24 protein-coding genes are annotated in these 20,735 nt (G+C 38.5%); 3 read left to right on the plus strand and 21 right to left on the minus strand.

Translation table 11 applies throughout. From position 1 onward, the window contains the following. Nucleotides 1-809 precede the first annotated feature (809 nt). A complete protein-coding gene (locus JOD17_RS00530) occupies nucleotides 810-2,549 on the plus strand; it encodes a P-loop NTPase fold protein (protein WP_204695195.1) in 1,740 nt (579 codons plus the stop codon). Nucleotides 2,550-2,932: 383 nt separating this feature from the next. After that, on the plus strand, nucleotides 2,933-4,033 hold the full coding sequence (locus tag JOD17_RS00535) for a hypothetical protein (RefSeq protein WP_204695197.1): 1,101 nt from the start codon (nucleotides 2,933-2,935) through the stop codon (nucleotides 4,031-4,033). A gap of 338 nt (nucleotides 4,034-4,371) precedes the next feature. Here the strand turns inward: JOD17_RS00535 and JOD17_RS00540 are convergent, their stop codons facing one another. The 8 genes from JOD17_RS00540 to JOD17_RS00575 form a co-directional block, all read right to left on the minus strand. Then, nucleotides 4,372-4,614 (minus strand): hypothetical protein, encoded by a 243-nt coding sequence (locus JOD17_RS00540; RefSeq protein WP_204695199.1) that lies wholly within the window; start codon nucleotides 4,612-4,614, stop codon nucleotides 4,372-4,374. A gap of 93 nt (nucleotides 4,615-4,707) precedes the next feature. Next, nucleotides 4,708-4,884, minus strand: a complete 177-nt coding sequence (locus JOD17_RS21800) for an IS3 family transposase (RefSeq protein WP_420827922.1) — start codon at nucleotides 4,882-4,884, stop codon at nucleotides 4,708-4,710. A gap of 274 nt (nucleotides 4,885-5,158) precedes the next feature. Continuing rightward, on the minus strand, nucleotides 5,159-5,332 hold the full coding sequence (locus tag JOD17_RS00550) for a helix-turn-helix domain-containing protein (RefSeq protein ID WP_204695203.1): 174 nt from the start codon (nucleotides 5,330-5,332) through the stop codon (nucleotides 5,159-5,161). Beyond that, the gene (locus JOD17_RS00555; RefSeq protein ID WP_204695205.1) at nucleotides 5,329-5,703 is read right to left on the minus strand and encodes a transposase; all 375 of its coding nucleotides are present in this window, start codon (nucleotides 5,701-5,703) and stop codon (nucleotides 5,329-5,331) included. Before JOD17_RS00555 ends, JOD17_RS00550 begins: the two co-directional genes overlap by 4 nt. 998 nt (nucleotides 5,704-6,701) lie before the next feature. Next, nucleotides 6,702-7,253, minus strand: a complete 552-nt coding sequence (locus tag JOD17_RS00560) for a GNAT family N-acetyltransferase (protein WP_204695207.1) — start codon at nucleotides 7,251-7,253, stop codon at nucleotides 6,702-6,704. An 18-nt stretch (nucleotides 7,254-7,271) separates the two neighbouring features. Beyond that, a complete protein-coding gene (locus JOD17_RS00565) occupies nucleotides 7,272-7,766 on the minus strand; it encodes a hypothetical protein (RefSeq protein WP_204695209.1) in 495 nt (164 codons plus the stop codon). A gap of 53 nt (nucleotides 7,767-7,819) precedes the next feature. Then, the gene (locus JOD17_RS00570; RefSeq protein WP_204695211.1) at nucleotides 7,820-7,996 is read right to left on the minus strand and encodes a hypothetical protein; all 177 of its coding nucleotides are present in this window, start codon (nucleotides 7,994-7,996) and stop codon (nucleotides 7,820-7,822) included. 66 nt (nucleotides 7,997-8,062) lie between these two features. Continuing rightward, nucleotides 8,063-8,884, minus strand: coding sequence for a hypothetical protein (locus tag JOD17_RS00575; RefSeq protein ID WP_204695213.1), 822 nt, complete (start codon nucleotides 8,882-8,884; stop codon nucleotides 8,063-8,065). Between the two features lie 212 nt (nucleotides 8,885-9,096). Here JOD17_RS00575 and JOD17_RS00580 point away from each other — a divergent pair, with 212 nt between their 5' ends. Continuing rightward, on the plus strand, nucleotides 9,097-10,413 hold the full coding sequence (locus JOD17_RS00580) for a hypothetical protein (protein ID WP_204695215.1): 1,317 nt from the start codon (nucleotides 9,097-9,099) through the stop codon (nucleotides 10,411-10,413). Between the two features lie 305 nt (nucleotides 10,414-10,718). Here JOD17_RS00580 and JOD17_RS00585 read toward each other — a convergent pair whose 3' ends face one another. The 13 genes from JOD17_RS00585 to JOD17_RS00645 all read right to left on the minus strand — a co-directional run bounded on the left by JOD17_RS00585 (nucleotide 10,719) and on the right by JOD17_RS00645 (nucleotide 20,124). After that, complete coding sequence (locus JOD17_RS00585; protein ID WP_204695223.1) at nucleotides 10,719-11,123, minus strand: ArsI/CadI family heavy metal resistance metalloenzyme; 405 nt, start codon at nucleotides 11,121-11,123, stop codon at nucleotides 10,719-10,721. A gap of 53 nt (nucleotides 11,124-11,176) precedes the next feature. Beyond that, nucleotides 11,177-11,449, minus strand: coding sequence for an ArsR/SmtB family transcription factor (locus JOD17_RS00590; RefSeq protein ID WP_204695602.1), 273 nt, complete (start codon nucleotides 11,447-11,449; stop codon nucleotides 11,177-11,179). A 237-nt stretch (nucleotides 11,450-11,686) separates the two neighbouring features. After that, nucleotides 11,687-12,235 (minus strand): cupin domain-containing protein, encoded by a 549-nt coding sequence (locus tag JOD17_RS00595; RefSeq protein WP_204695603.1) that lies wholly within the window; start codon nucleotides 12,233-12,235, stop codon nucleotides 11,687-11,689. Nucleotides 12,236-12,372: 137 nt separating this feature from the next. After that, nucleotides 12,373-13,161 (minus strand): sulfite exporter TauE/SafE family protein, encoded by a 789-nt coding sequence (locus tag JOD17_RS00600; protein WP_338028737.1) that lies wholly within the window; start codon nucleotides 13,159-13,161, stop codon nucleotides 12,373-12,375. A 57-nt stretch (nucleotides 13,162-13,218) separates the two neighbouring features. Beyond that, nucleotides 13,219-13,449, minus strand: coding sequence for a sulfurtransferase TusA family protein (locus JOD17_RS00605; protein ID WP_204695227.1), 231 nt, complete (start codon nucleotides 13,447-13,449; stop codon nucleotides 13,219-13,221). Between the two features lie 29 nt (nucleotides 13,450-13,478). Continuing rightward, entirely contained in the window at nucleotides 13,479-14,606 is a 1,128-nt protein-coding gene (locus JOD17_RS00610) for an MBL fold metallo-hydrolase (protein WP_204695229.1), read from the minus strand. Then, on the minus strand, nucleotides 14,603-15,166 hold the full coding sequence (locus tag JOD17_RS00615) for a sulfurtransferase TusA family protein (RefSeq protein WP_204695231.1): 564 nt from the start codon (nucleotides 15,164-15,166) through the stop codon (nucleotides 14,603-14,605). Before JOD17_RS00615 ends, JOD17_RS00610 begins: the two co-directional genes overlap by 4 nt. Nucleotides 15,167-15,180: 14 nt before the next feature. Beyond that, on the minus strand, nucleotides 15,181-15,660 hold the full coding sequence (locus tag JOD17_RS00620) for a DsrE/DsrF/DrsH-like family protein (protein WP_204695232.1): 480 nt from the start codon (nucleotides 15,658-15,660) through the stop codon (nucleotides 15,181-15,183). A gap of 78 nt (nucleotides 15,661-15,738) precedes the next feature. Continuing rightward, nucleotides 15,739-15,999 carry a metal-sensitive transcriptional regulator gene (locus tag JOD17_RS00625; RefSeq protein WP_042360513.1) on the minus strand — a complete coding sequence of 87 codons (261 nt, stop codon included), beginning with the start codon at nucleotides 15,997-15,999 and terminating at the stop codon, nucleotides 15,739-15,741. Nucleotides 16,000-16,281: 282 nt separating this feature from the next. Further along, entirely contained in the window at nucleotides 16,282-17,322 is a 1,041-nt protein-coding gene (locus JOD17_RS00630) for a Gfo/Idh/MocA family protein (RefSeq protein ID WP_204695233.1), read from the minus strand. 163 nt (nucleotides 17,323-17,485) lie between these two features. Continuing rightward, a complete protein-coding gene (locus JOD17_RS00635) occupies nucleotides 17,486-19,000 on the minus strand; it encodes a class I adenylate-forming enzyme family protein (protein WP_204695234.1) in 1,515 nt (504 codons plus the stop codon). Between the two features lie 248 nt (nucleotides 19,001-19,248). Continuing rightward, a complete protein-coding gene (locus tag JOD17_RS00640) occupies nucleotides 19,249-19,656 on the minus strand; it encodes a DUF1801 domain-containing protein (RefSeq protein ID WP_204695235.1) in 408 nt (135 codons plus the stop codon). Nucleotides 19,657-19,698: 42 nt separating this feature from the next. After that, the gene (locus JOD17_RS00645) at nucleotides 19,699-20,124 is read right to left on the minus strand and encodes an NUDIX hydrolase (RefSeq protein WP_204695236.1); all 426 of its coding nucleotides are present in this window, start codon (nucleotides 20,122-20,124) and stop codon (nucleotides 19,699-19,701) included. Nucleotides 20,125-20,735 lie beyond the last annotated feature (611 nt).

Here is a 20,735-nt window from a genome sequence, read left to right on the forward strand (position 1 = left end):
TTCCTTTAATCAATTTGACTCGCATGACAAAATAAGCAGACAGAAGAAAGTAACACTATGCATGATCATTTGATTTCTTAAGTACAATGAGGCTTTACTTGCGCTCGCGTCTATGAATGTAACGAAGTAGTTGCGTTGTGCAAGAGCGCGTACTTAAATCAGAACGCTAAACCATAGGTTTCACTAGACAAGCCTCCAAAGAAATATGAAGAGAAAGAATTGACGGAGTCAGTTCTTTCGATTGCGAACGAAGTGAGCAAGTATCCAGCCTCGCCTTCCGTCAGCTTAAGTTCGTAAGAACAATAGGTGGTTGGAGAAGGAGGGGGGCGGTATCCCTTTGGAGGCCACAGGTGGCAGAAATCAGGGATCACCGCTAGTGCGATGCGAAGAAATACGGATTGCAACAAAACTAACTCGTCACGGGTAATTGGTGGCACAAATATGGAACGCTGCGACTCGAGGGAGAGTGTGAGGGTGATCTTCCCGAACGCCGATTGAGTGAGGCAGCGAGTGAGGTGCTATATGTATAATGAAACTAACAACAATGTTATTGCATATCAATTACTCTATGAAATTTACACTACGTTAATAGATGGCTACAATATACCCTTGCAAAGAAAAGGATCGTACCGTGAATGTTTAGATTATGTAATTACTATTTACGAGCGAAGATTGGGGAGTGATCTCGTTAAAATGTTATCAACCACTAAGCAGGTTAGAAATAAAGTTTGTCATTTTCATACAGTTACTCAAAAAGATTTATTCTTATTAAAAAGAGCAAAGAGCTTGCTCTCTGAGGAGGGTGTTAAATGAAAGCGGATAAAATACCTAGCTTTTTAAGTCAACTTAGTGACTCAAATAATCAAAAGATATTAATTGAAGGTGTCTGGGGCATAGGTAAAACAAAAAACATTACTGATTTTATTAAAGAAAGTGATAGTAGCAACGATACCGTTTATTATGTCTCCTTATTTGGACGAAAAGACATAGAGAGTATCATTAATGATTTATACTTTCAAATTATTGAAAGCTTACCATATGCAAAACTAGAAAAGTTGGGAAAGTCAATAAGTAAGAAACTTGAGACAGTAAACTTCTCATATTATGGATTTTCGTTATCAATCCCATTATTAGCAAGCCTAGAGTCCAGTCTGCAAAAAAAATTAAACACCAGAGGAAGAAGTATCGTCATTTTAGACGATCTTGAGAGAAAGCATGAAGAATTAGACATAAGAGAAGTTCTTGGTTTAATAGATAATCTTGCAAAGATAGATGGAATCAAGGTAGTTTTAGTTGGGGAAATAGACAAATTGAACAGTGAACAAGAAACTTTTAATCAGTATAAGGAAAAGTCAATTGATAGATCTTATAAAATTGATAAGTTTTCAGATGATGCCTTAGAAAGCATACTTGGTAACGATGTTTTGAGAGCGGTTAATTTTATGGTTGGGGATCTAAGTCTTATGAATCTTAGAACAGCTGAAAAAATTAATATGTTTATTGATGAAGTTATGAGTGTTGTAGGAGATGATGGTTTCACCAATAAATTTACAAAATCCGATTTATATAAAATGTGTTATGCCGTAGTTTATTATATTGTGGAAGATAAAGAAGAGAAAAAGTTTCTAAGTAAATCGAAAGACTCTACTACAAGTTTGAGTAATGCAACTTACAATGCAGGAGAAAAAGGAACAACATTATATTTATTAAGGTATATCATTACAACATCATTAGAAAATGAAATGAGCAATACAATCCTTCCGATCCTTCTCTCGTGGTATAAAACAGGAGATTATTCAAAAAAAGTTTTTCTTGAGGCTATACAGGCTATAAATGTCTATGAAGAACCTATAGGTTTTTATTCATCAGAGGAACAAATAAGAAAGAGTATTATTACAGCTAAAGAAATTATTAATAATATTGATGGTTCTAAATCATTGGGCTCGATAATGGTTCACATTAAATTTGGGTACGGTTGGGGTAAATTAGTTAAAGAAGAATTTATGGATCAATATGAAATAGTAGAGAAAATTGCACCTGCTATAACAAATAGTATAGAAATCGATAAGTCTGCTTACTTAAACTTAATATCAAACTATGGTGCTATGTCGAGTTCTGAAGATATTACTAAGGTTATTGAACTGATTAACCAAAAGATTAAAGAAGAATACTTTAAGAAACTGCTAGAATCAGTAACAAATGAGCATTATAACGGGGAATATAACAGTTTAAAATATCTACACATATTAAGGGAGCAAATTAGTCAACGCATCCCTATAGAAATCTTAAAAGTCATTATAAATTCTTTTGAAGATAAACATTATTTGTTACCAAACCTAAAAGGTCAGATTAACGAAAACAAGTGGAGTTGGAGTAGGTTAATAGTTTACTTAATTAAAGATCTACAAAATGAATGTCCAGAAGCAAGTATAGTTAATAATTTAAAAGTTCACCTAAACTCTTTAAAAAATGGTGACACAGACAAAATGCATGAGCATAGAGTTAGTATACTTCTGGATACTCTCGATAATAAAGGTGAAATGCTCTAAAGCTAACTTAAATGCAGGGATGTGAGTGATCAAGTATTGCTATTTTGTTTCGCTCAAGCGATTTAACTGTTCGATTAGTTCCTATCCCTTTTTATTTATCAAAACATTTCACAAATAGGCTATGGAGTTTTGCAAACTATGTATTATAGGTGGTAACCGAAATCGGAAGTAATTTGCAATAGTAAAATCTTCAACACGGTTTTACTCTCACTCATACACTAACGTGGCAGTTTAGTAAACTAGAATTTTTTTCCTTTCGTTATTGTTGGTGAATTAAGCCACGAGTGCATAGGTTCGAGACAAGCATAGAAATTTTCGAACTAGAGAGACGCGTTAGTGTAAGAGAATAAAAACAGGCAGATATATTAATCGAGGTGGTAATTATGAATTTATTGCAAGTCTCCAGAAGCCAGTTAATTAGTGAAATATACGAATCTAACAAAATGATTTACCGATTAATAAACTTACCAAAAGATATTCAGCCGAATATCTCAAGTTCATTATTACCTTATATGTCAATGATATGTGATGGAATTGATAGTCTTTTCCAAACCGAAGATACGGTTGTACTTTCTAGTCGATTTGAAGATATAAATGGAAAGAGTTTCACGACGCTTATCAAAAACATAAGAGCAAGTTCAAAATTACTTACTGATAAAAAAAATATAAGAACTTCAATAAAAATGCTAAATCGTGAAACTAAAAAATTTCATGATGAATTAGTAAGAGACTATACTGTGGAACAATTGGCATATATACAAGCGTTTGGACAAGAAGACTTAGGTGTTTTCTACTATAAAGACAAACCTTATGCTAACAGTACTCAAATAAATTTATATGTTAAACCTTTTAATTCAAGTATTATGGAAGTTGGGAATGATGTATTAAAATTCAGTATGCAGAACGTTATGTATATAAATGGGTTTTATAATGCATTAAAAGGACACAAGTTACCATACTTAAAACAAGAGGATTACAAATCTAATGTAGGTGGTGAAGACTTAACCACTCAAGATTATATCTATAGCGAAGAAAAACAAAGAAACATTTTTAATAAAGTTATGGATAAAGGTGTCTCATTATATCTACTTAATATGCAATGTCAATTAAATTTCGCTCTTTGTATTTTAGATTTAATAATAGACGAACATCCACTTAAATACAGGATTCAATTATTGATTTACTATTACTCGGTCCAAGCAATAGATTTTGCTTTTAGCACTGGTAATTTAGAAGACTTTGAAGAATATCATGGAACAATTATCTCAGTAATAGAGAATCATAAAAGGATATTTAGTGATAATGCTTTTAGAAATAATCTGTTTCATTATAATCTTTCTACTGAAATTAACTCTCCATTGAGTGAAAACTATTTCAAAATTATGGTAAAAACACTGACCTCTTTACCTTTAGAAGAATTGCTTACCACCGTTTATAAGGAAATGAAAATTGCAGAAAAATTAATTAAAAATATTATCTATTGAATTTCATAAGTTAGCTATTCAATTAAAGGTCGATTGTGGAATACTTTAACTAACAGAGTCGTTAGTTAAAAAGAAGATCGGGTACAGCTAGAAGTATAAGGATAGTTTTTGCCTTGTTTGTTTTATAGGTATCACTTAATCATGTACTCTACAGCTTTCCTTTAATATCTATGCAATTAAAAACAAGATGAATCAGGAGACATTGAACTGCTCCCTGTCAAGTAGACAGATAAATAAGTAAAGTACGTAGACGTGGCATAGCTCGTAGTGAGCTATACCATTTTAAACTTTCCCCAAGACGCTTCAATCGGCACGTTATCAATATATCGACCTACACTTTACATGCTTTGCACAAACTGGCGCTGCTTTAACAAGCGTTGAAAACTTGGCGATATGTACTGATAGCAACGGCCACTATGGAGAAGAACATGGGTCGCTTGCGTTTTTTCAATCGCTTGATGGTACGTATCAAAGACAAGCTTATTATTGTTGGAATGGACGAGGACATGACTCACAATGGTTCCTTTCCCGAGGTCTAGAATTGCACTTAAGTACGCTTTTGGACCACTAGGGAACTTCAATTAGGTCACGTCGGTAAGCCACTTTTCATTTTCACGTACAGCAGTGAATTTTCGATTTAGAAGATTTTCTGGGCGGTAGGACTTTCGTTTTTGTCAGATCACGACACGTAAACCAAGATGTTTCATCAGTCGATGAACACGCTTTTTGTTAACAATTATGCCTTTCCGTTGACGTAAATAAATCGTGATGCGGCAATATCCATAAATCCCTTTTATGATCGTGATAAATGGTTGTGATCTCGTCCATAAGTTCTCGGTCATAGGCTTCATCGTCAGGCGTTTGGCGCTGTGTCCATTTATAGTAGTTCGAGAGTTCGCCAGCGCTTCACAAAGTCAGGAATTTGGGTAGGCTTCTTTTAACGCTTCGATCGTTTGGTAAGACGCTTTTTAGTGGAGGCGCTTCTTATCATCTCCTCTTCGATTTCTTTGGTCTTTTTTAGGACGTTGTTCTCCATCTCTAGCCATTGGTTACGTGCCTTCATCGCTGTGATTTCTGCCTCGAGTTTTCAGCGTCCGTCTGAATGTATGGGGCTTTTCCTTTCCCTCATCCATCCATCAGCGCATCCGGTCCGTGTTCTTTGTGCTTTTTCATCCATTGGTAGACCTGATTGTACTTGACCTGGTACTTCTCAGCCGTTTCTTTATAGTTGAGGCCTTCTCGAATGCATTCTTCGGTTATTTTGATCCGTTCTTTAAGGGTTGTTTTGCGTGCGTTCATGGTATACACACCTCAGGTTTTGGAAGGTAGACCTTCATCTCTTTTCCTAAAGTGTGTCGCATCACCCAGTTTTTCAATATCTGTAGACTTGGAATGTTATACGCAATCGTGAGGGATTGAAGCGAGCCATGACCGTTTACGTATTCTTGAACCACCTTTTCTTTAAAGCCCTTCGAATACCGCTGGTTCGATTTCCTCGTTTGTAAACCCTCAAGTCCATGAAGCCGATACCGTTCATAATAGCGATGTAAGGTGGTTTCAACGATCGGAAGTTGATACGTTTCAATGAGCCACTTGTAGGAATAGCCGGCAGCACGTTTCTTGAAAACGTCTTCTAGAATCGCCAAATCAACCTTCAATTTTCTCGACAAAAAAATCCCTCCAAAGGTTTCACTTTTTTAAGTGTCTACTTTGGAGGGAGCATATCACACACCATGGATCTAGTTTCTTTTTCCATTTCTTAGACTATGTTTTTTGGAGTAGTTACGACCTTAAAGTTGTGCTGACTGCTTTTAAAATAGTAAATACACTCCAAGCACTTACATGAAGTGCGACTTGTTCGCTACTTGAATCGTGTTGACAGCCCTATATTTCAAACCACACACACACATGGAGTGCGACACACTTCAAACGAGTACAAGAAGTACCACAAGTTATCTTTATCCACGTACTCACATGGAGTGCGACGTAGTGTGGCGCCAATGAACATAAGACCTTTAGCATCTTTATCCACGTACTCACATGGAGTGCGACGGCATCGCTGCTTACTTCGGTAAAGTACGCGCAGCAATCTTTATCCACGTACTCACATGGAGTGCGACAGCGAACTCTGCTTATATTTATACAAAATTCGCTCTTATCAAGGCAAATCAGAATCATAAACTCTAAAATGTCCCATTCAAGCTCTATCTTTATTACATATTTTATCACAATTTTTAAATTTATCGGTACGGATCTCCTAGGCTTTTTATGTTCGCCTCACATCCGCACTCGGTCATCGGTCGTTTTTGCATCATTATGCAGCAGGTTAACCCAAACAAATCTATCTAACTTTTAATTACTTTTTCCCACTGCTAAAATTGCACCGATTATGATGAATAACAAACTTACTGGAAATGTAATTAGTAAAATCACCATTCCTATAATCCCTTGATTCAGATCTTGAAAAGAAAAGAACAAAATAGAAAAGAACAGTAACCAAAAACCAATAAATAAAGTCCACTAATGACAAAGCTTAAATACGAAGGTTTGGCAATAACAATAGCAATGATGACTGGTATTGAAAATAATGTACCATAAAATAAGACCTCACTAATTGTTATGACCACCTTTCCAATAGACTTATTGTAGTAGCCTATGAAAATCTTCGTTACTCATGATCAGGATTGATAATTCCGTAATGTATTAAATCTTCATATCTACCATCTTTGACCACTTGGTCTTTTAATACTCCTTCTTGCTCCATCCCTATTTTTTGCATAATTGCACCTGAAGCCGGGTTTGACTTGAAGAAACGGGCGAATACTTTATGCAACTTCTTTTCTTCGAATGCAAATTCAACCATTGCTCGTGCCGCTTCAGTCCCGTAGCCGTTTCCCCAATGCTCTTCACCGATCCAATAAGCTAGTTCACCATGATTAAATCTTTGATTATTCGATAAAGAAATTGCACCGTACAACGTTCCACTTTCCCGATCTGTAACCGCAAATTCATAGGATCGATTGTCATCGAAATTCTTTTTGTGAGTTTCAATCCATCGCAACGCATCGCTTAAGGCGTATGGATACGGTAAGTACAGTGTGCTCTTGTATATGTTCTTGTTATTACATAAAGCTTGAACAGATTGTGCATCGCTTTTTTCAAAGACTCTTAAATACAATCGGTCTGTACGTATTGTTCTGTTTTGTTTGTTGTACTCCATACCGTCTCTCCCTACGTCTTAAAGGTACGATGTAATCGGAACGATCTCGCCAAATCTTCCAACCTTTCTTGTTTCAATAAAATGCGGCTCATCAAACAACGCTATAATTACGTTGTACGTATTTGTGTATAAGGCTATACGATCAATAGCCGCTACCATTAAGGTTTCTAAGACACTTTGATATCCAAAACCTGGAAGGTGGAACCAAAATGCTTCAAAGGATTGAATCACTTCTTGTACACTTTCATCACGACAGCCTGGAAATATTCTGGTTGCGGCAGCATAAATGTAATGGCTCTCCATTACATACTCATTTCTCTTCGCAATTTGAGAACATACGGCATCCCATTCAATTCTTATTACTTCAAGTGCAGACGCTTTTTGAATCATATCCATATGGATATGATTCAAAAATGGAAAAGATTTATTGTTAATAATTTTATGGCAATAGACTAGAAAATTAAGTTCTGCAGGGGCTATGATGACCGCTTCATGAACTTTGGAAGGTTCCATGTCACTCACCTTGCTTTCCATACAATTCTTAATGCAGAGAAAAATCCTTATACCTATCCAGTCAAACGCTCTCTCTTTGCAGCGACAAAATACACGGTTCCAACTAAAAAAAGAATGCCTGTGATCCAACCAATAATACCCGAGTAATTATTATTCAACAGAAATACACTCGTATAATTTAGAAAGAAAATACTTGTCATGATGATATACAATCCTGTGATGTGCCTCATATTACTTCCTCCTATAACTAAGAATTCCCCATCATTTATTACGGACCCAAAGGACGTTAACATCCTTTATTCATCGCCAACGGTATCCATGATATCACCTTCAACGACTTCCACTTCATCAGGTACTGTAAATAAGGATTCTTCGAACTCAGGGTCTTTTTCAAAATCAAGAACCGTAATTATACTGATTGTCTCTACGTTATCTTCATCATCTCTTGAAATAACGGTCTCAGACTGCACCTCATAATACGTGTCTTGATCGTACCAATGTGTCATCTGCATATCGTCAATTTCCGACTGCACGACATACGTTTGATAGCCATTCACGTCTTCTTCACCAAGGTATGTCAACACGGACTCCTCTAATCGTCGCTCATGCGGGGCTGCTCCAGGTATGGATTCAATCTCTTCCACACGATCGACTTCATAACGAATCGCCGACTCGTCACCTTCGTTATAGTCAAACTGATACTCTGGGTCGTCTCTATCTGTAAACGTATAACTAGTCGGTTCTTCTTCAACCTTTAATTCACCGTTTTCTTCTGTTTCTTGAATGGTATCGATTTGGAAGCGATTATAATACTCATCGTCTTTCATATAGTGCCAATGCTTCTCGAGCATTGTAACGTTTTCACCATCTTCGATTACGTTTCCATCACGATCAACCGTAACATCCAGCTGCCCTTCTACTTCAAAATACAGTCCGTCTAAATCTTCAAAAAACATAGCCGCTCGTTGAACAACTTCTTCTGCAAACGGGTCTGATTCCCCTTCAATATTCTCTGAACTTTGGGGTTGTTCTTGATCACTCGTTGCATTACCTTCTTCATCAGCATTACAAGCAACAAGCAAAAGTGACATACCAATGAATAATGACGATTTTCTCATGTGACATTCTCCCCTCTACATTTAAATATGGTCAATAGTCTATTCACTAAAATATGGAATCTAAAACACTTCGAATGAAAGGACAGAGGGACGCTATTTGCAGTCTAAGTTGTTTTACAATTCTATTAACTTTTCTAATCATCTTGATCTTCGTAGTGCATTACTCTAGGGTATTTTATGTAGTCATTCAAACGTGTAAAGGAGTGGTCATGTTGAAGAGAAGGTTATTTGTTGCATTTCTTGTCGTTAGCTCTTTTTTTATGCCTCAGCCTCTTGAAGCAAATGATCACGACCAGCTACACGCTGACACCATTGAACTTAGTGCCTTTTCGTCGCCCGTCAAACCGACGATTGAATTAATCGAGTTAGATTTTTATCAGGTACATGAAACAATCATGGTAGAGGGGCAATTAAAATTCAATGAAGATTATATGCTAGACATTAAGGGGAACCTTACTCCTTATGGGGAAGGAATTATTTCCGAGAATGCACTTGGAGATGTACATACAACGAATACGAAGTATACGATCTTACAATTTTATATTCGGGGCGAGACAAATACACTCCATCTTGTCATTGAAGATCTAGAGGAAGGTAATACGGTTTCTTTTGAAACCAAATTAGAAGACAACAATATGGTGCTTTACAACGCCCTTATTGACTTCGAACTGCAAGAAGACCAAAGTTCTTCCTATGCTACAGCAGAAAATCAGGACGAGAATGTTGAAACTGAACATCAAGAAACCCAACAAGGACAAAAAGACGATGTGGAACAATTAATCGCTGATTTGAACACCCTGACTTCTGGTCCCATAGATATTAATGATTACGAGTACTTAGATTCATCTATGTTCACATTAAATGGCGCCTGGTCTCAAAATTTAACTGGTGATCATGGCTACATGATGTATGGAATCCGTCAGAGTTCTGATCAATACCTGTTGCAAGTAAGCTTTTTCCACGGTAATCAAGTACTTACGGATTGGCGTGAAGGAGCTAGCGTTAGTGAACATCGGTCTACATTGCTACTATCTGATGGGGTCATTATGGCGTATGATCAGTCCACTAACACTGTCAGAGTCGTCCAAGCATTTGCTCCGAATCAAGTAATCGAATATGCAAGCACGAAATCTATATCTTCTGAAAGAACTGTGTTCTTTGAGCAGAATTTACAGATTGGCCAAGAGAAGAAACGGTTTGATCCTTTTTCAAGTGACCTTCCAAACTACTTTATTCGAAGAGCCATGCCGAGTGTTTCACAACCTATACGTACTTTACAGGAATTCATAAATGGCCTCACTAGAGGGTCTAACGAGACTAGGGAGATCGTTACTTATTCTACGTATCAAAGTCAACTTGAAGATGAAGGCGAAGTCGTTAAGAGTATGCGCAGGACTGCACATGATCTGAACTTAAATTCACCTGGCGACAGCATTACTCATTCTGCAAAAATCCATTCTGAAGATATAGAGAGAGAACCGAATGTTACGAACAACGTTACTTGGATTGTACAGACAGACCTAAAATAGAATCGAGGACATTAAATCGGTCCGCTACGTAATACGAGAACTGCTGCTTATGTAATCAGAAGAACCGAGAATCGACCTTTTTAACTTGATTCTGCTTACATTATGAGCAGTATGTGAGTAGAATCATCTTTTATGTGATCAGAAGAACTGTAAATCGTCGTTTTTACCTTGATTCTGCTCACATTACGAGCAGTATGTGAGCAGAGGTGTATCTTAAGTCACGATGAGCTCAATCACAAAAAGGGACGCTATTCGAGAAACAGAGCGCCCGATTTAGTGTTTATTAAGTTAAAAGAATAGTCACTTTACGCAGTACAACACGTTGAGTCCTCGTCTCGAATTTCCGTATCTTGCTTCGTATAAAAATACTCCCATTCATTACCATCTGGATCTGTTACCCAGAACTTATCTTGAAGAGAATAACAACATGTCGTATCCATTTCTTCACGAGCAAAAAAACCAACGTGCTCTAAACGTTCTTTATGTTGTAACAGGTCTACTTTTGACGGAACTTGTATACCAAAATGATTCACTTGATTACCAGTTACAGACGACACCTCGTTTAACGTCAAATTAATTGCCACTTCCTTCGGTAAAAACTTTACATAGTCCTCTTTTAACCTGCTTGGAGATGCTCCAAATAACTTCTCATAAAACTCTCGACTCTCTTTCAAATTACTTACGTTTAATCCAATGTGTACGCTAGTCATTTTCAACACCCTTTCATCAACTTTTTTTGATTAATGATAGATATGTAAAACCATCACTTGGATGGTTTTAACACGCAGCATAGTTGTTCCGATAATAGCTGATCGATTTCTTCCTCGTTAATACTGTAATAACTCCACGTACCTCGTGTCTCTTTCATTAATAAACCTGCATCCATCAAGACCTTTAAGTGGTACGATAGCTTAGATTGGGGAAGTTCCAACTCTTCTGTTAAGTCACAAACACAAGTTTCACCTTTATTACTAAGAACGTTCAATAGGTGTAATCGTTTCGTATCTGCTAAAGCCTTAAACTTCTGCTTATACATTTCAAGTGCTTCAACGCTTACTATTGCATAGGATTGTTGCACGATTGTACCTCCAGTTAGCAATTGGGTAACTTAACAATAACAAACAAAACTTAATTAATCAATTTATTTTGATTAATTACTATCGAAGAACTCTCTTTCCTCAGAAAATACGCTCATTCACCCTTACCATAAATGAAAAGACTACCATTGAAGTTGGCAGCCCTCTATTAGTTATAATTCGTGCTTCAAATGTTATTACTCATTATTCTCATGATCTTCTGCAGCAAGTGCATCTGCTTTCGATTTATGAACCGTTCCGAATGGATGATTTGGAGGGGCATAGATTGAGTATAGTTTTAATGGCGATTGACCGGTATTTGTAACATTATGCCAAGTTCCCGCCGGGATTAGAATAGCTGATCCTTCACCAGCCAGACTTTCAAACGGTAAATTGAGCTCACTCTCTCCCATCTGTACTATGCCTTGCCCTTGCTCAACTTTAAGAAACTGATCAACATTGGGGTGCATTTCTAAACCGATATCCTCACCAGGCTGAATGCTCATTAATGTTACTTGTAAATGATCACCTGTCCAGATTGCTGTTCGAAATGTTTCATTTTGATATGTTGCTTGATCGATATTGAAAACGATTGGTTCTTTACCATAATCAGAGTTCTCATACTGTCTTTCATTTAGATACGAATGACTCGGATGTGCGTATGATTGAGTAGGCATCTGCCGATAATTTTGGGTTGGCATAGATGGATAATACGCATATGGATACATGCATGGTACATAATACACGAACATCAAACCTTTCACCGTTTTAATCGTAATGTATGTATCCGATGATCGAGGGTGCTTGTTAGGTCACGAATTATTCCGTTTCCAACTAATGGAATTAAAAGACATGCTTCTTCTATAGAAACATGTCTTCATCTTCACAACCAGCCACGCAATACATCCCACCAAATTTGTAGTGAGGATGTAAGAATGAGTATGGCAAGGATCCATTTCAAACGATTTGTATTCATTTTTTGACCAAGCTTTGCTCCGATCGGCGCCGCAATAACACTTGCTATAATCATTACAATTGCAGGTCCATAGAGGACTTGATCTGTTGCAACTTTACCGACCGTAGATCCGATGGAAGAGATAAACGTTACCGCTAACGAGGTTGCGATCGTTACACGAGTGGGGAGCTTTAATACGGTTAGCATAATTGGAACGAGCAAGAACGATCCTGCTGCTCCTACAATTCCAGATGCTACACCTACGACAAAGGATAAGCTAGCAGCCAGTCCTTTATGAAATGTAATGTGTTGTGCTGGCTGGTCAGGCAGTTGTTTTTTTGGTAAGAACATCATGATTGCCGCAATTGTCGCGAGTACGGCATAGACAACATTCACGGCGCTTTCTTGAAGAAGATTAGAAGCAAACGCTCCGATAAAGCTTCCAAGTAGAATGCTAGCTCCCATATAAACAATCAATTGCTTGTGCAAATAGCCGGTTCCCCGATACGCCCACACACCCGCAATTGTCGCGAAAAACACTTGAACTGCGCTAATTCCGGCAACTTCATGTGCCGTAAAAGCTGTAAATCCCACTAGTGGAGGAATAAATAAAAGCATCGGATATTTAATAATCGAGCCCCCAACACCTACCATTCCAGAAATGAATGAGCCGATAAAACCAATTAGAAAAATGGTTATGATAAAAAGAATATCCACGAAGTTCCCCTTACTGATAAGAAAAGGGACAGTGATGTGCCCCTCTTCCATCGCCTATTATTCTCCTTTCTTTATGTGGAACGTCAAAACCCCGTCCGCTTCCTTAGTTTGTAACAACTCATGGCCTGTTGACTTCGCCCATGCCTCGAAGTCCTTTAACGCACCTTGATCGGTTGCTTGTACTTCAAGAATGTCTCCTGTTTCTAACTGCTTCATTTCTTTTTTCGTCTTTACGATTGGCATCGGGCATGCCATTCCCTTTGCATCTACTACCTTAGTAATCTTCATTGGTATGAACTCCTTTTTAGTTAAAAGTATTATCGAACCGCACATCGGTTTGGACCAATTTCCATTTCACGTTGATCTTCTAAGCTAGGGCTTTTCTTGCCCAGATTGGTTTCTCTAATTTCACGATAAGCATTCGGTTGCGGTGGTAAATGATCGGTAACCATTGAGCGAAATTCTCGCTCGTCGTCTACGTTTAATCCGTGGTTTCTCTCCATTAAGACACCAAGTTTTTCAGCCACGCTTCCATCGTCATTCAATTCATCAATGATCATGAAATGCGCAGGCATGACGATAAGGTCTGGTGATAATGCTTGATACGTTTTATACAACGAGTGTCTTAAATCCCCCACCCAATCTTCTGCTTTTCCAGCTAAATCTGGTCGTCCAATTGAATCAATAAATAGAATGTCTCCCGTTAATAAATAGACCTCGTCGATAATAAAGGACATCGAACCAATCGTATGACCTGGCGTTTCTAGAGATTGGATGTCAATTCGAGAAGCACCTACTTGCAAATGGGTGTTATCTTCAATCGGCTTATAATTAAACGTGACGTCTTCGGCATCTTTTGGTGGAAACCAATAGGTCGCACCGGTTTCTTCAGCAATCATTCTGCCACCCGAAATATGATCGGCGTGTAAATGGGTATCGAACACATGCGAGATCGATACCCCTTTCTCTTTCGCAAACGTCACGTAAACATCTGTCATTCGCGTCGCATCAATAATGGCGGCTTCGTTCCCGGACAACACCATATACGATAAACAGCCTTTACCGAGACGAACAAATTGGTATAACTCTCCACCTTCACGTAAATCGGCGACTTTAATGAGCTCTAAATGTTCACTCCATGCTTTCATACCGCCTGCTAAATAAGAAGCATTGAACCCTTCCTCCGAAAGCATCTCACCGACTAAAATCGATGAACCTTCTTTTGCACAGACGACGAGAATCGGTTGATGTTTAGGAAGCTGATCAACGATCTCTTCGACACCATCTAGTAAATCAAAATACGGGACATTCAAGTATTGAATATTCTCTCCTTCAACCTTCCAATCACGAAACGCATCTTCATTTCGAACATCTAAAATAAACAACGGCTCTTTCTGAATGACCTTTCTCGCTAACTCACTGGGATTCATAGCTATTAAGCTCACCTTTGGTTTCCTCCTTTGATATTCCATTGACTCATGCCAGGCACGACATTTACGACGTTATGATACCCCTGGTCAGCTAACGCTTGAGCTGCTAAATCACTACGATTACCCGTCCGACATACGACATAAATGGTTTGATCTTTTCTTAATTCATGCATGCGCTCACGTAATTCACCAAAGGGAATTGAGCGAGCACCTTGAATGTGCTGTTCGTCGTAATCATGTTTCTCTCTCACATCAACAATGACGAAATTCGAGTCACCATCAATGACGCTTTGAAGTCCTTTGTTATCAATCACATGTGGAAATTTGCACTCGTTTGAATCGTTACTTCCCACGCGTAAATAATGTTTTAGCGACTGATCCTCTTCCACAGTCTTTAAATACTCATGTCCTGCTTTTTGTGCCCATGCCTTTAGATCTGCCGTTGAGCCTTGGTCTGTCGCTTGCACTTCAACAATGCTTCCTGGGGCAATGTCTTTCATTGCTTTTTTTGTTCGAACGATTGGCATTGGACAAGCCAATCCTTTTGCATCAACAATTAATGTGACGTCTTCCATTACATTCACTCCTCTTAAATAAATAAGTTCACGTTTCCATCTTCAGCATCGGCTAAATACGCTGCAACACCGGCATATTGAGTACTTTCTCTCAGTTCTGCTTTTTGCAGTCCTAACAAATCCATCGTCATCGTACAGGCCACTAAGTTGACATCTTGTTCTTCTGCCATTTCAATGAGATCGGCTAACGGCATCGCATTGTGTTTTTTCATGACCTTTTTTATTAATTTTGGCCCCATTCCCGCAAAGTGCATTTTAGACAATCCCATCTTTTCAGCACCACGGGGCATCATTTTGCCGAACATTTTCTCCAACATCGTTTTGTTCGCTTGAATTGGTTCATCTTTCCTCAACGCATTAAGTCCCCAGAACGTATGAAAGATGGTGACCTCATGATCATAAGCCGCTGCACCATTTGCAATAATGTACGCAGCCATTGCTTTGTCATAGTCTCCACTAAAAAGAATAATGTTCGTTGATTTCGTTTCCGTCATCGTCTTCTCCTCACTTATACATATACCCGTATAGGTATTATAATTGCTAAAATTTTTTTCTAGGGTAGACAGGCTACCCTAGCGACTCTTAACGAGCAAGTTCACAGCTTGGTCGACATAGTCTTTCGTATCTTCTCCATCTTCAATTGCTTTCTGAACACATTCTACGAGGTTCTCACTAACAATAACCCCCATCGTGCGATCAATGGCTGTACGAGAAGCCGCTAGTTGGGACACAACATCACGACAATCTTCCCCGTCTTCCATCATTTTTAAAACGCCCCGAAGTTGTCCCTCAACTCGTTTTAATCGATTTTTCATTTGATCGGTATATTCCATGTCGTTTCACCCCTTTGTTCGATTAACTTATTTCTCATAATATACCCCTATGGGTATAATGTCAATTTGTATGATCTTCTAGAAAATGATTTACTGTTAACTCGGTCTCAAGATCATGGTCACCATGACGGTTATGATAATAAAAGAAAGAAGCCCAATGAACATGATAAAATTATTTTGAAGTAACGCCTCGACGAAGACAATAACAGGCTCAAAATTAGCAAGATACGAAAACAAAACAAACAAGATGATGAACGCAACGATCCTTCTCACCACTACCACCTACTTATAAAATAACGTTTGGCTTTCAATGATTGTATCCATCACGACTTGGTTATGATGCCCATCTTCAATGAGTGGTAAATCCCGATCGACTTGATGAAAGGCAAAATAATCATACACCTTTTCTAAGAAAGGATAAAATGCTGGATAATAAGCCGCTGCCTCTTTCGACTGTAGCGCTGGCAGCTTTCCTTCTGACCGAATGTCGAGCTCTTCTAATGGTGCTTGAGCTTGCCCTATTAAAAGCAACTTATCATTCTCTAGTTTAATCGTTCCTTGCCTTCCAAATACCTTGATGTTAGACCCAAATCCGTGGTTAACACAAGAAAGCAACTGAATTGAAAATGTGCAATTCTTCTTCATCTTTCCGTGAATAAAGAACCCATCATCAGCATCTCTCATTTCTCCAGCACCTTCAGGTACGTGCGTATGTAACAACCCATTCACGTTCGCTACCTCATCATCCACTAACCATCTCAAACAATCAATCATATGTGTGCCTAAAGCGCCTAGCATACCTCCGAATTGTTGTTTTTCACCCATCCAACCTCTTTTGTTCAAATGCAAGCTTTGATATTGAGGGCTTGAGATGTGATTCTCAAAGTGAATAGCCTCCCCGATTAGACCTTGTAGCATGAGCTCCTTCATCTTCTGACAGGCAGGGTGATACCGCCATTCAAAATCAATAACGACTTTCGCATCGTAAAGAGCTGCAAGTTCTACAAGTTCTTGTGATTCACGATGATTCATCGTAAACGGTTTCTCACAAACGACATGGATGCCTCTTTTCAACGCCTCTTTAACCATAACAAAATGATACCGAGGTAACGAACTAACAAACACGACATCTAGCTCTTCCTTCTCTAGCATTAAGGTCCAGCACTTATAATGAACTGGCGCCCGCTCCTCATCTAATAGATGATCTGGTAAACGATGCCGATTCATCGTACAAATTGCCGTAACTTCCATTTCAGGATGCAACGCAATGATTGGAGCTTGAACGTTTAAGCCAAATCCACCGCCGATTATCCCAACTTTCATCTGTATCCTCCCTTTAGTTTGATACGTAAGAACTCTCACCCATCACCATACATTCAACGTGCTAATTCCATGCCCCTGCTTTCTCTCAATGCTCATCCATAAAAAAAGCACAAGCAGGTGTTGTGCCTGACTTGTGTGTGGTATCGTTAAGTCTTCGCCCCACCTACTTACGAGTGACCAATTCCCGAAGAGCGGGTTTTAAAATTTTCCCACTCGTTGTTTTAGGTAATTCATCTAGTTGTGTAAAGTAAGCGGGTATTTTATAGGGTGCTAACATGGGCCGACAATGACGCTGCAACATGTCTGTGGTCAATGTAACACTCGAATCTTTCGTTGAAAAGTATGCATGTACGACCTCGCCCATAATTGGGTCTGGACTGCCGATGACACTTGCTTCTAAAATATCTGGGTGGGTGTAGAGCACTTCTTCAATTTCTCTCGGGTAAATGTTCATCCCTCCCCGAATCACTAGATCTTTCTTCCGATCCACGATATAGAGATAACCTTCATCATCTTGATATGCAATATCACCCGTATATAGCCAGACATCTCGAATCGTATTAGCTGTTGCGACCTCATTTTTCCAATACCCTTTCATTACATTTGGACCCTTAACCGTAAGTTCACCTTTCTCATAACTCGGCATTTCTTTACCTTCGTTGTCTCGAATCACCACAGAAACTCGGGGGAGTGCCGTACCAATGGATCCGGGCTTCTTTTTACCTTCTGGACGATGACTAGTCACGATTGGAGAACATTCCGTAAGCCCGTACCCTTCAATTAGTTCAACCCCTGACACAGCTTTCCACCGATCGAGTAGTTCTACTGGCATTGGGGCTGAGCCTGTAAAAGCGATTCGAAGATATAGAGTACGTTCGTTGATTCGAGGGTGATTAAGCAACATCGCGACAACACTAGGTGGAATAAAGTAAAACGTGACCTTCTTATCTTCTAAAAGCGTTAAGACTTTATCAGTCGAGTACTTTGGCAAAATGTAGCTCGTACCACCAGCAACAAGCATTGTAAGCATGCAATTGGTCTGAGACGCAGCATGATAAAGAGGAGAAGAGATTAAGCAATAATCATCACTAGAACAATGGAGAATGTCTTTATACGTCATCGCATTCGTTCGTAACCCTTTGTGAGTGAGCATTGCACCTTTTGGCTTCCCAGTCGTTCCAGACGTATATAAAATTTGACATACGCGTTCATCATCAACGACACCTGGATCACAATGTGTAGGCAAAGACTGAATCGCACGCAACAGTGCATTGTCAGATGATTGGGCATCAACTAAGATTACATCAATAAGATTGTCGCTATTCTCCCTAACAGCTTGAACATTCTCCGAAGCTGCAGCATCAACAACAAAAAGCACCGGTTGTGAGTCAAACGCGATATGCGTTATTTCTGCTGCTGCTGTATAGGTCGGATTAATCGGTACGATAATGGCACCGCACTTTACAGCTGCAAAATAACAATACACAAACTCTAAACTATTACCTAGTTGCAACAAGATCCGATCACCCTCAACGACACCTCGCTGACGGAACAAATGCGTCGTTTGATTAATCGTTCGTTCTAGTTGCTCATAAGTAATACGCACATCCTCATTTTCAAGTGCAAGTTTCGTTGGCGTTTCTTCAGCTTTCTGCGTAATGATAGAGGCAAGGTTCATGACAACACTCCTCGTGGAATAAGTTTGTACCTTTACTCCCTATATAAATTAAGCGCTTTCATAAAAGTTCCTGCTTATTTTTAGAAATACCTCGTTACTAAACTTATGATCTGTTTGACGTGTGGTTTGATGAATCGTGCAAAAAGGGAAGGAATAGCGCATGCAAAAGACTCGATCATAATTTCCCCCTATAAAGAACCTTAGACCAATTACTTTTGAATTGTAGAAGTGCTCTTTTCATAATGCTGTTAGTCTTGATACGTTTCTATTGTGTGCTGGATCAATTCCTTGAGCACATCTAGATCGATATCAGCCAATTTATTAACATATATACAAGCCTTACTCTTTGTGTGTTTACCGAACCGTGCTAACAGTTCCTCTCTTTTCTCACTTTCATAGGCTAAATAGAGACTAATTTTTGCCTTTCTTGGTGAAAAACCCGCTAAAGGAGCGTCTCCTTCACGTCCAGATGCGTATTTATAATGATAGCTACCGAAACCTATAATACTAGGTCCCCACATCTTTGCCTTGTACCCCGTTACCTCTTCAAAGATTTCTACTAATTGATAGGCGTCTGCCTTTTTCTTCTCACTTTCTACACTTTCAATAAATTCGTTTACACTATTGTTGGTTTCTTTCATCTTTGGCTCGGGCATGTATGCATTCTCCTTTTATTTTGGATAAAGCGATTCGTTGAATTATAAGTTTTGCCTAGATACTTTCATTAAGTATTTAGTAAGAAATTCTTGATCTTCGGGGAAGGTTAACTCTAACGTTTTTAATTCATCTACATCTTTCCAAGCGATATCATAAATAAGATTGTCAGGATCTTGAATGTTTCTTTTTCCTCCTACAACGTTCACAAAGAAATAGTGAGCTTCAACAGCTAGACTAATCTGTTCATAAGTTCTTTGCTTCACCTTCAGTTTCTCAACGACTTCCACTGTATAACCCGTTTCTTCTTTCGCTTCTCTAATGCAGCACTCTTCAAATGTTTCTTCTTGTTCTTTTCCACCCGATGGAATGGACCACGTTTTCTTTTCTTCAGGTTTGCCTTGCAAAACCATTAACAATTGACCATCCTGGTTGACACATACACCTGAAGAACCCAACCATTTTTTCATTTTTGATCCCCCATTAAAAGAAGTTCCTTCAGTAAAAAATGAGTATAGTCATTCGACTCAATTCTTCAGAAACTATATAAAAATAAAAAATATTCACGTAAAATGATTTTAAAATCGTAGTGTCATAATTATAATAAAACGACCGATCAATTAGCCATGACGAAACCACCTATCGAGGAGGATCATCATGAACAATAATGATTCCATGTCACTCCTAAGAAAAGCAGAAACACTAGTAATCAAAACGCCTTTAGTAAAACTCTTAATATTTATTATACCAATTTCGATGATCTTAACGTTCGTCTACCTTTTTTCTCAAGATGCGTTTCGCGCGATTATATATACCCTCAATTATAAATAACAAAAATGAAGAGCATACCCTATGCTCTTCATTTTTGTTTGGAATAATCATTGTCGTTGCTTTCTTTAAAGATTAGACACTGTGCAAAGTATTTTTCAGCATAAATAGAGCTAGATAATCACATTTTTTAGCTTCTCCCTTACATCATAGTAGGAGATGCTTTCCCATCCCACGCTGATGAACTTTCCAAGACTAACGCTAGAGTAGTTTGAAGAGGCTTGTATGCAGAATACAAATAGCATTCCAGTCA

The organism is Geomicrobium sediminis, from assembly GCF_016908595.1.
In the GTDB taxonomy this organism is placed as follows: domain Bacteria; phylum Bacillota; class Bacilli; order Bacillales; family Marinococcaceae; genus Geomicrobium_A; species Geomicrobium_A sediminis.

Bases quoted from the DNA above. Each gene is read 5' to 3' on its own strand.
- JOD17_RS00530 (WP_204695195.1), top strand. From the start codon at position 810: ATGAAAGCGGATAAAATACCTAGCTTTTTAAGTCAACTTAGTGACTCA.
- JOD17_RS00535 (WP_204695197.1), top strand. From the start codon at position 2,933: ATGAATTTATTGCAAGTCTCCAGAAGCCAGTTAATTAGTGAAATATAC.
- JOD17_RS21800 (WP_420827922.1), bottom strand. From the start codon at position 4,884: ATGAAGCCTATGACCGAGAACTTATGGACGAGATCACAACCATTTATC.
- JOD17_RS00550 (WP_204695203.1), bottom strand. From the start codon at position 5,332: ATGAACGCACGCAAAACAACCCTTAAAGAACGGATCAAAATAACCGAA.
- JOD17_RS00560 (WP_204695207.1), bottom strand. From the start codon at position 7,253: ATGGAGTACAACAAACAAAACAGAACAATACGTACAGACCGATTGTAT.
- JOD17_RS00565 (WP_204695209.1), bottom strand. From the start codon at position 7,766: ATGGAACCTTCCAAAGTTCATGAAGCGGTCATCATAGCCCCTGCAGAA.
- JOD17_RS00570 (WP_204695211.1), bottom strand. From the start codon at position 7,996: ATGAGGCACATCACAGGATTGTATATCATCATGACAAGTATTTTCTTT.
- JOD17_RS00575 (WP_204695213.1), bottom strand. From the start codon at position 8,884: ATGAGAAAATCGTCATTATTCATTGGTATGTCACTTTTGCTTGTTGCT.
- JOD17_RS00585 (WP_204695223.1), bottom strand. From the start codon at position 11,123: ATGACTAGCGTACACATTGGATTAAACGTAAGTAATTTGAAAGAGAGT.
- JOD17_RS00590 (WP_204695602.1), bottom strand. From the start codon at position 11,449: ATGTATAAGCAGAAGTTTAAGGCTTTAGCAGATACGAAACGATTACAC.
- JOD17_RS00605 (WP_204695227.1), bottom strand. From the start codon at position 13,449: ATGAAGATTACTAAGGTAGTAGATGCAAAGGGAATGGCATGCCCGATG.
- JOD17_RS00615 (WP_204695231.1), bottom strand. From the start codon at position 15,166: ATGGAAGACGTCACATTAATTGTTGATGCAAAAGGATTGGCTTGTCCA.
- JOD17_RS00620 (WP_204695232.1), bottom strand. From the start codon at position 15,660: ATGACGGAAACGAAATCAACGAACATTATTCTTTTTAGTGGAGACTAT.
- JOD17_RS00625 (WP_042360513.1), bottom strand. From the start codon at position 15,999: ATGGAATATACCGATCAAATGAAAAATCGATTAAAACGAGTTGAGGGA.
- JOD17_RS00630 (WP_204695233.1), bottom strand. From the start codon at position 17,322: ATGAAAGTTGGGATAATCGGCGGTGGATTTGGCTTAAACGTTCAAGCT.
- JOD17_RS00635 (WP_204695234.1), bottom strand. From the start codon at position 19,000: ATGAACCTTGCCTCTATCATTACGCAGAAAGCTGAAGAAACGCCAACG.
- JOD17_RS00640 (WP_204695235.1), bottom strand. From the start codon at position 19,656: ATGCCCGAGCCAAAGATGAAAGAAACCAACAATAGTGTAAACGAATTT.
- JOD17_RS00645 (WP_204695236.1), bottom strand. From the start codon at position 20,124: ATGAAAAAATGGTTGGGTTCTTCAGGTGTATGTGTCAACCAGGATGGT.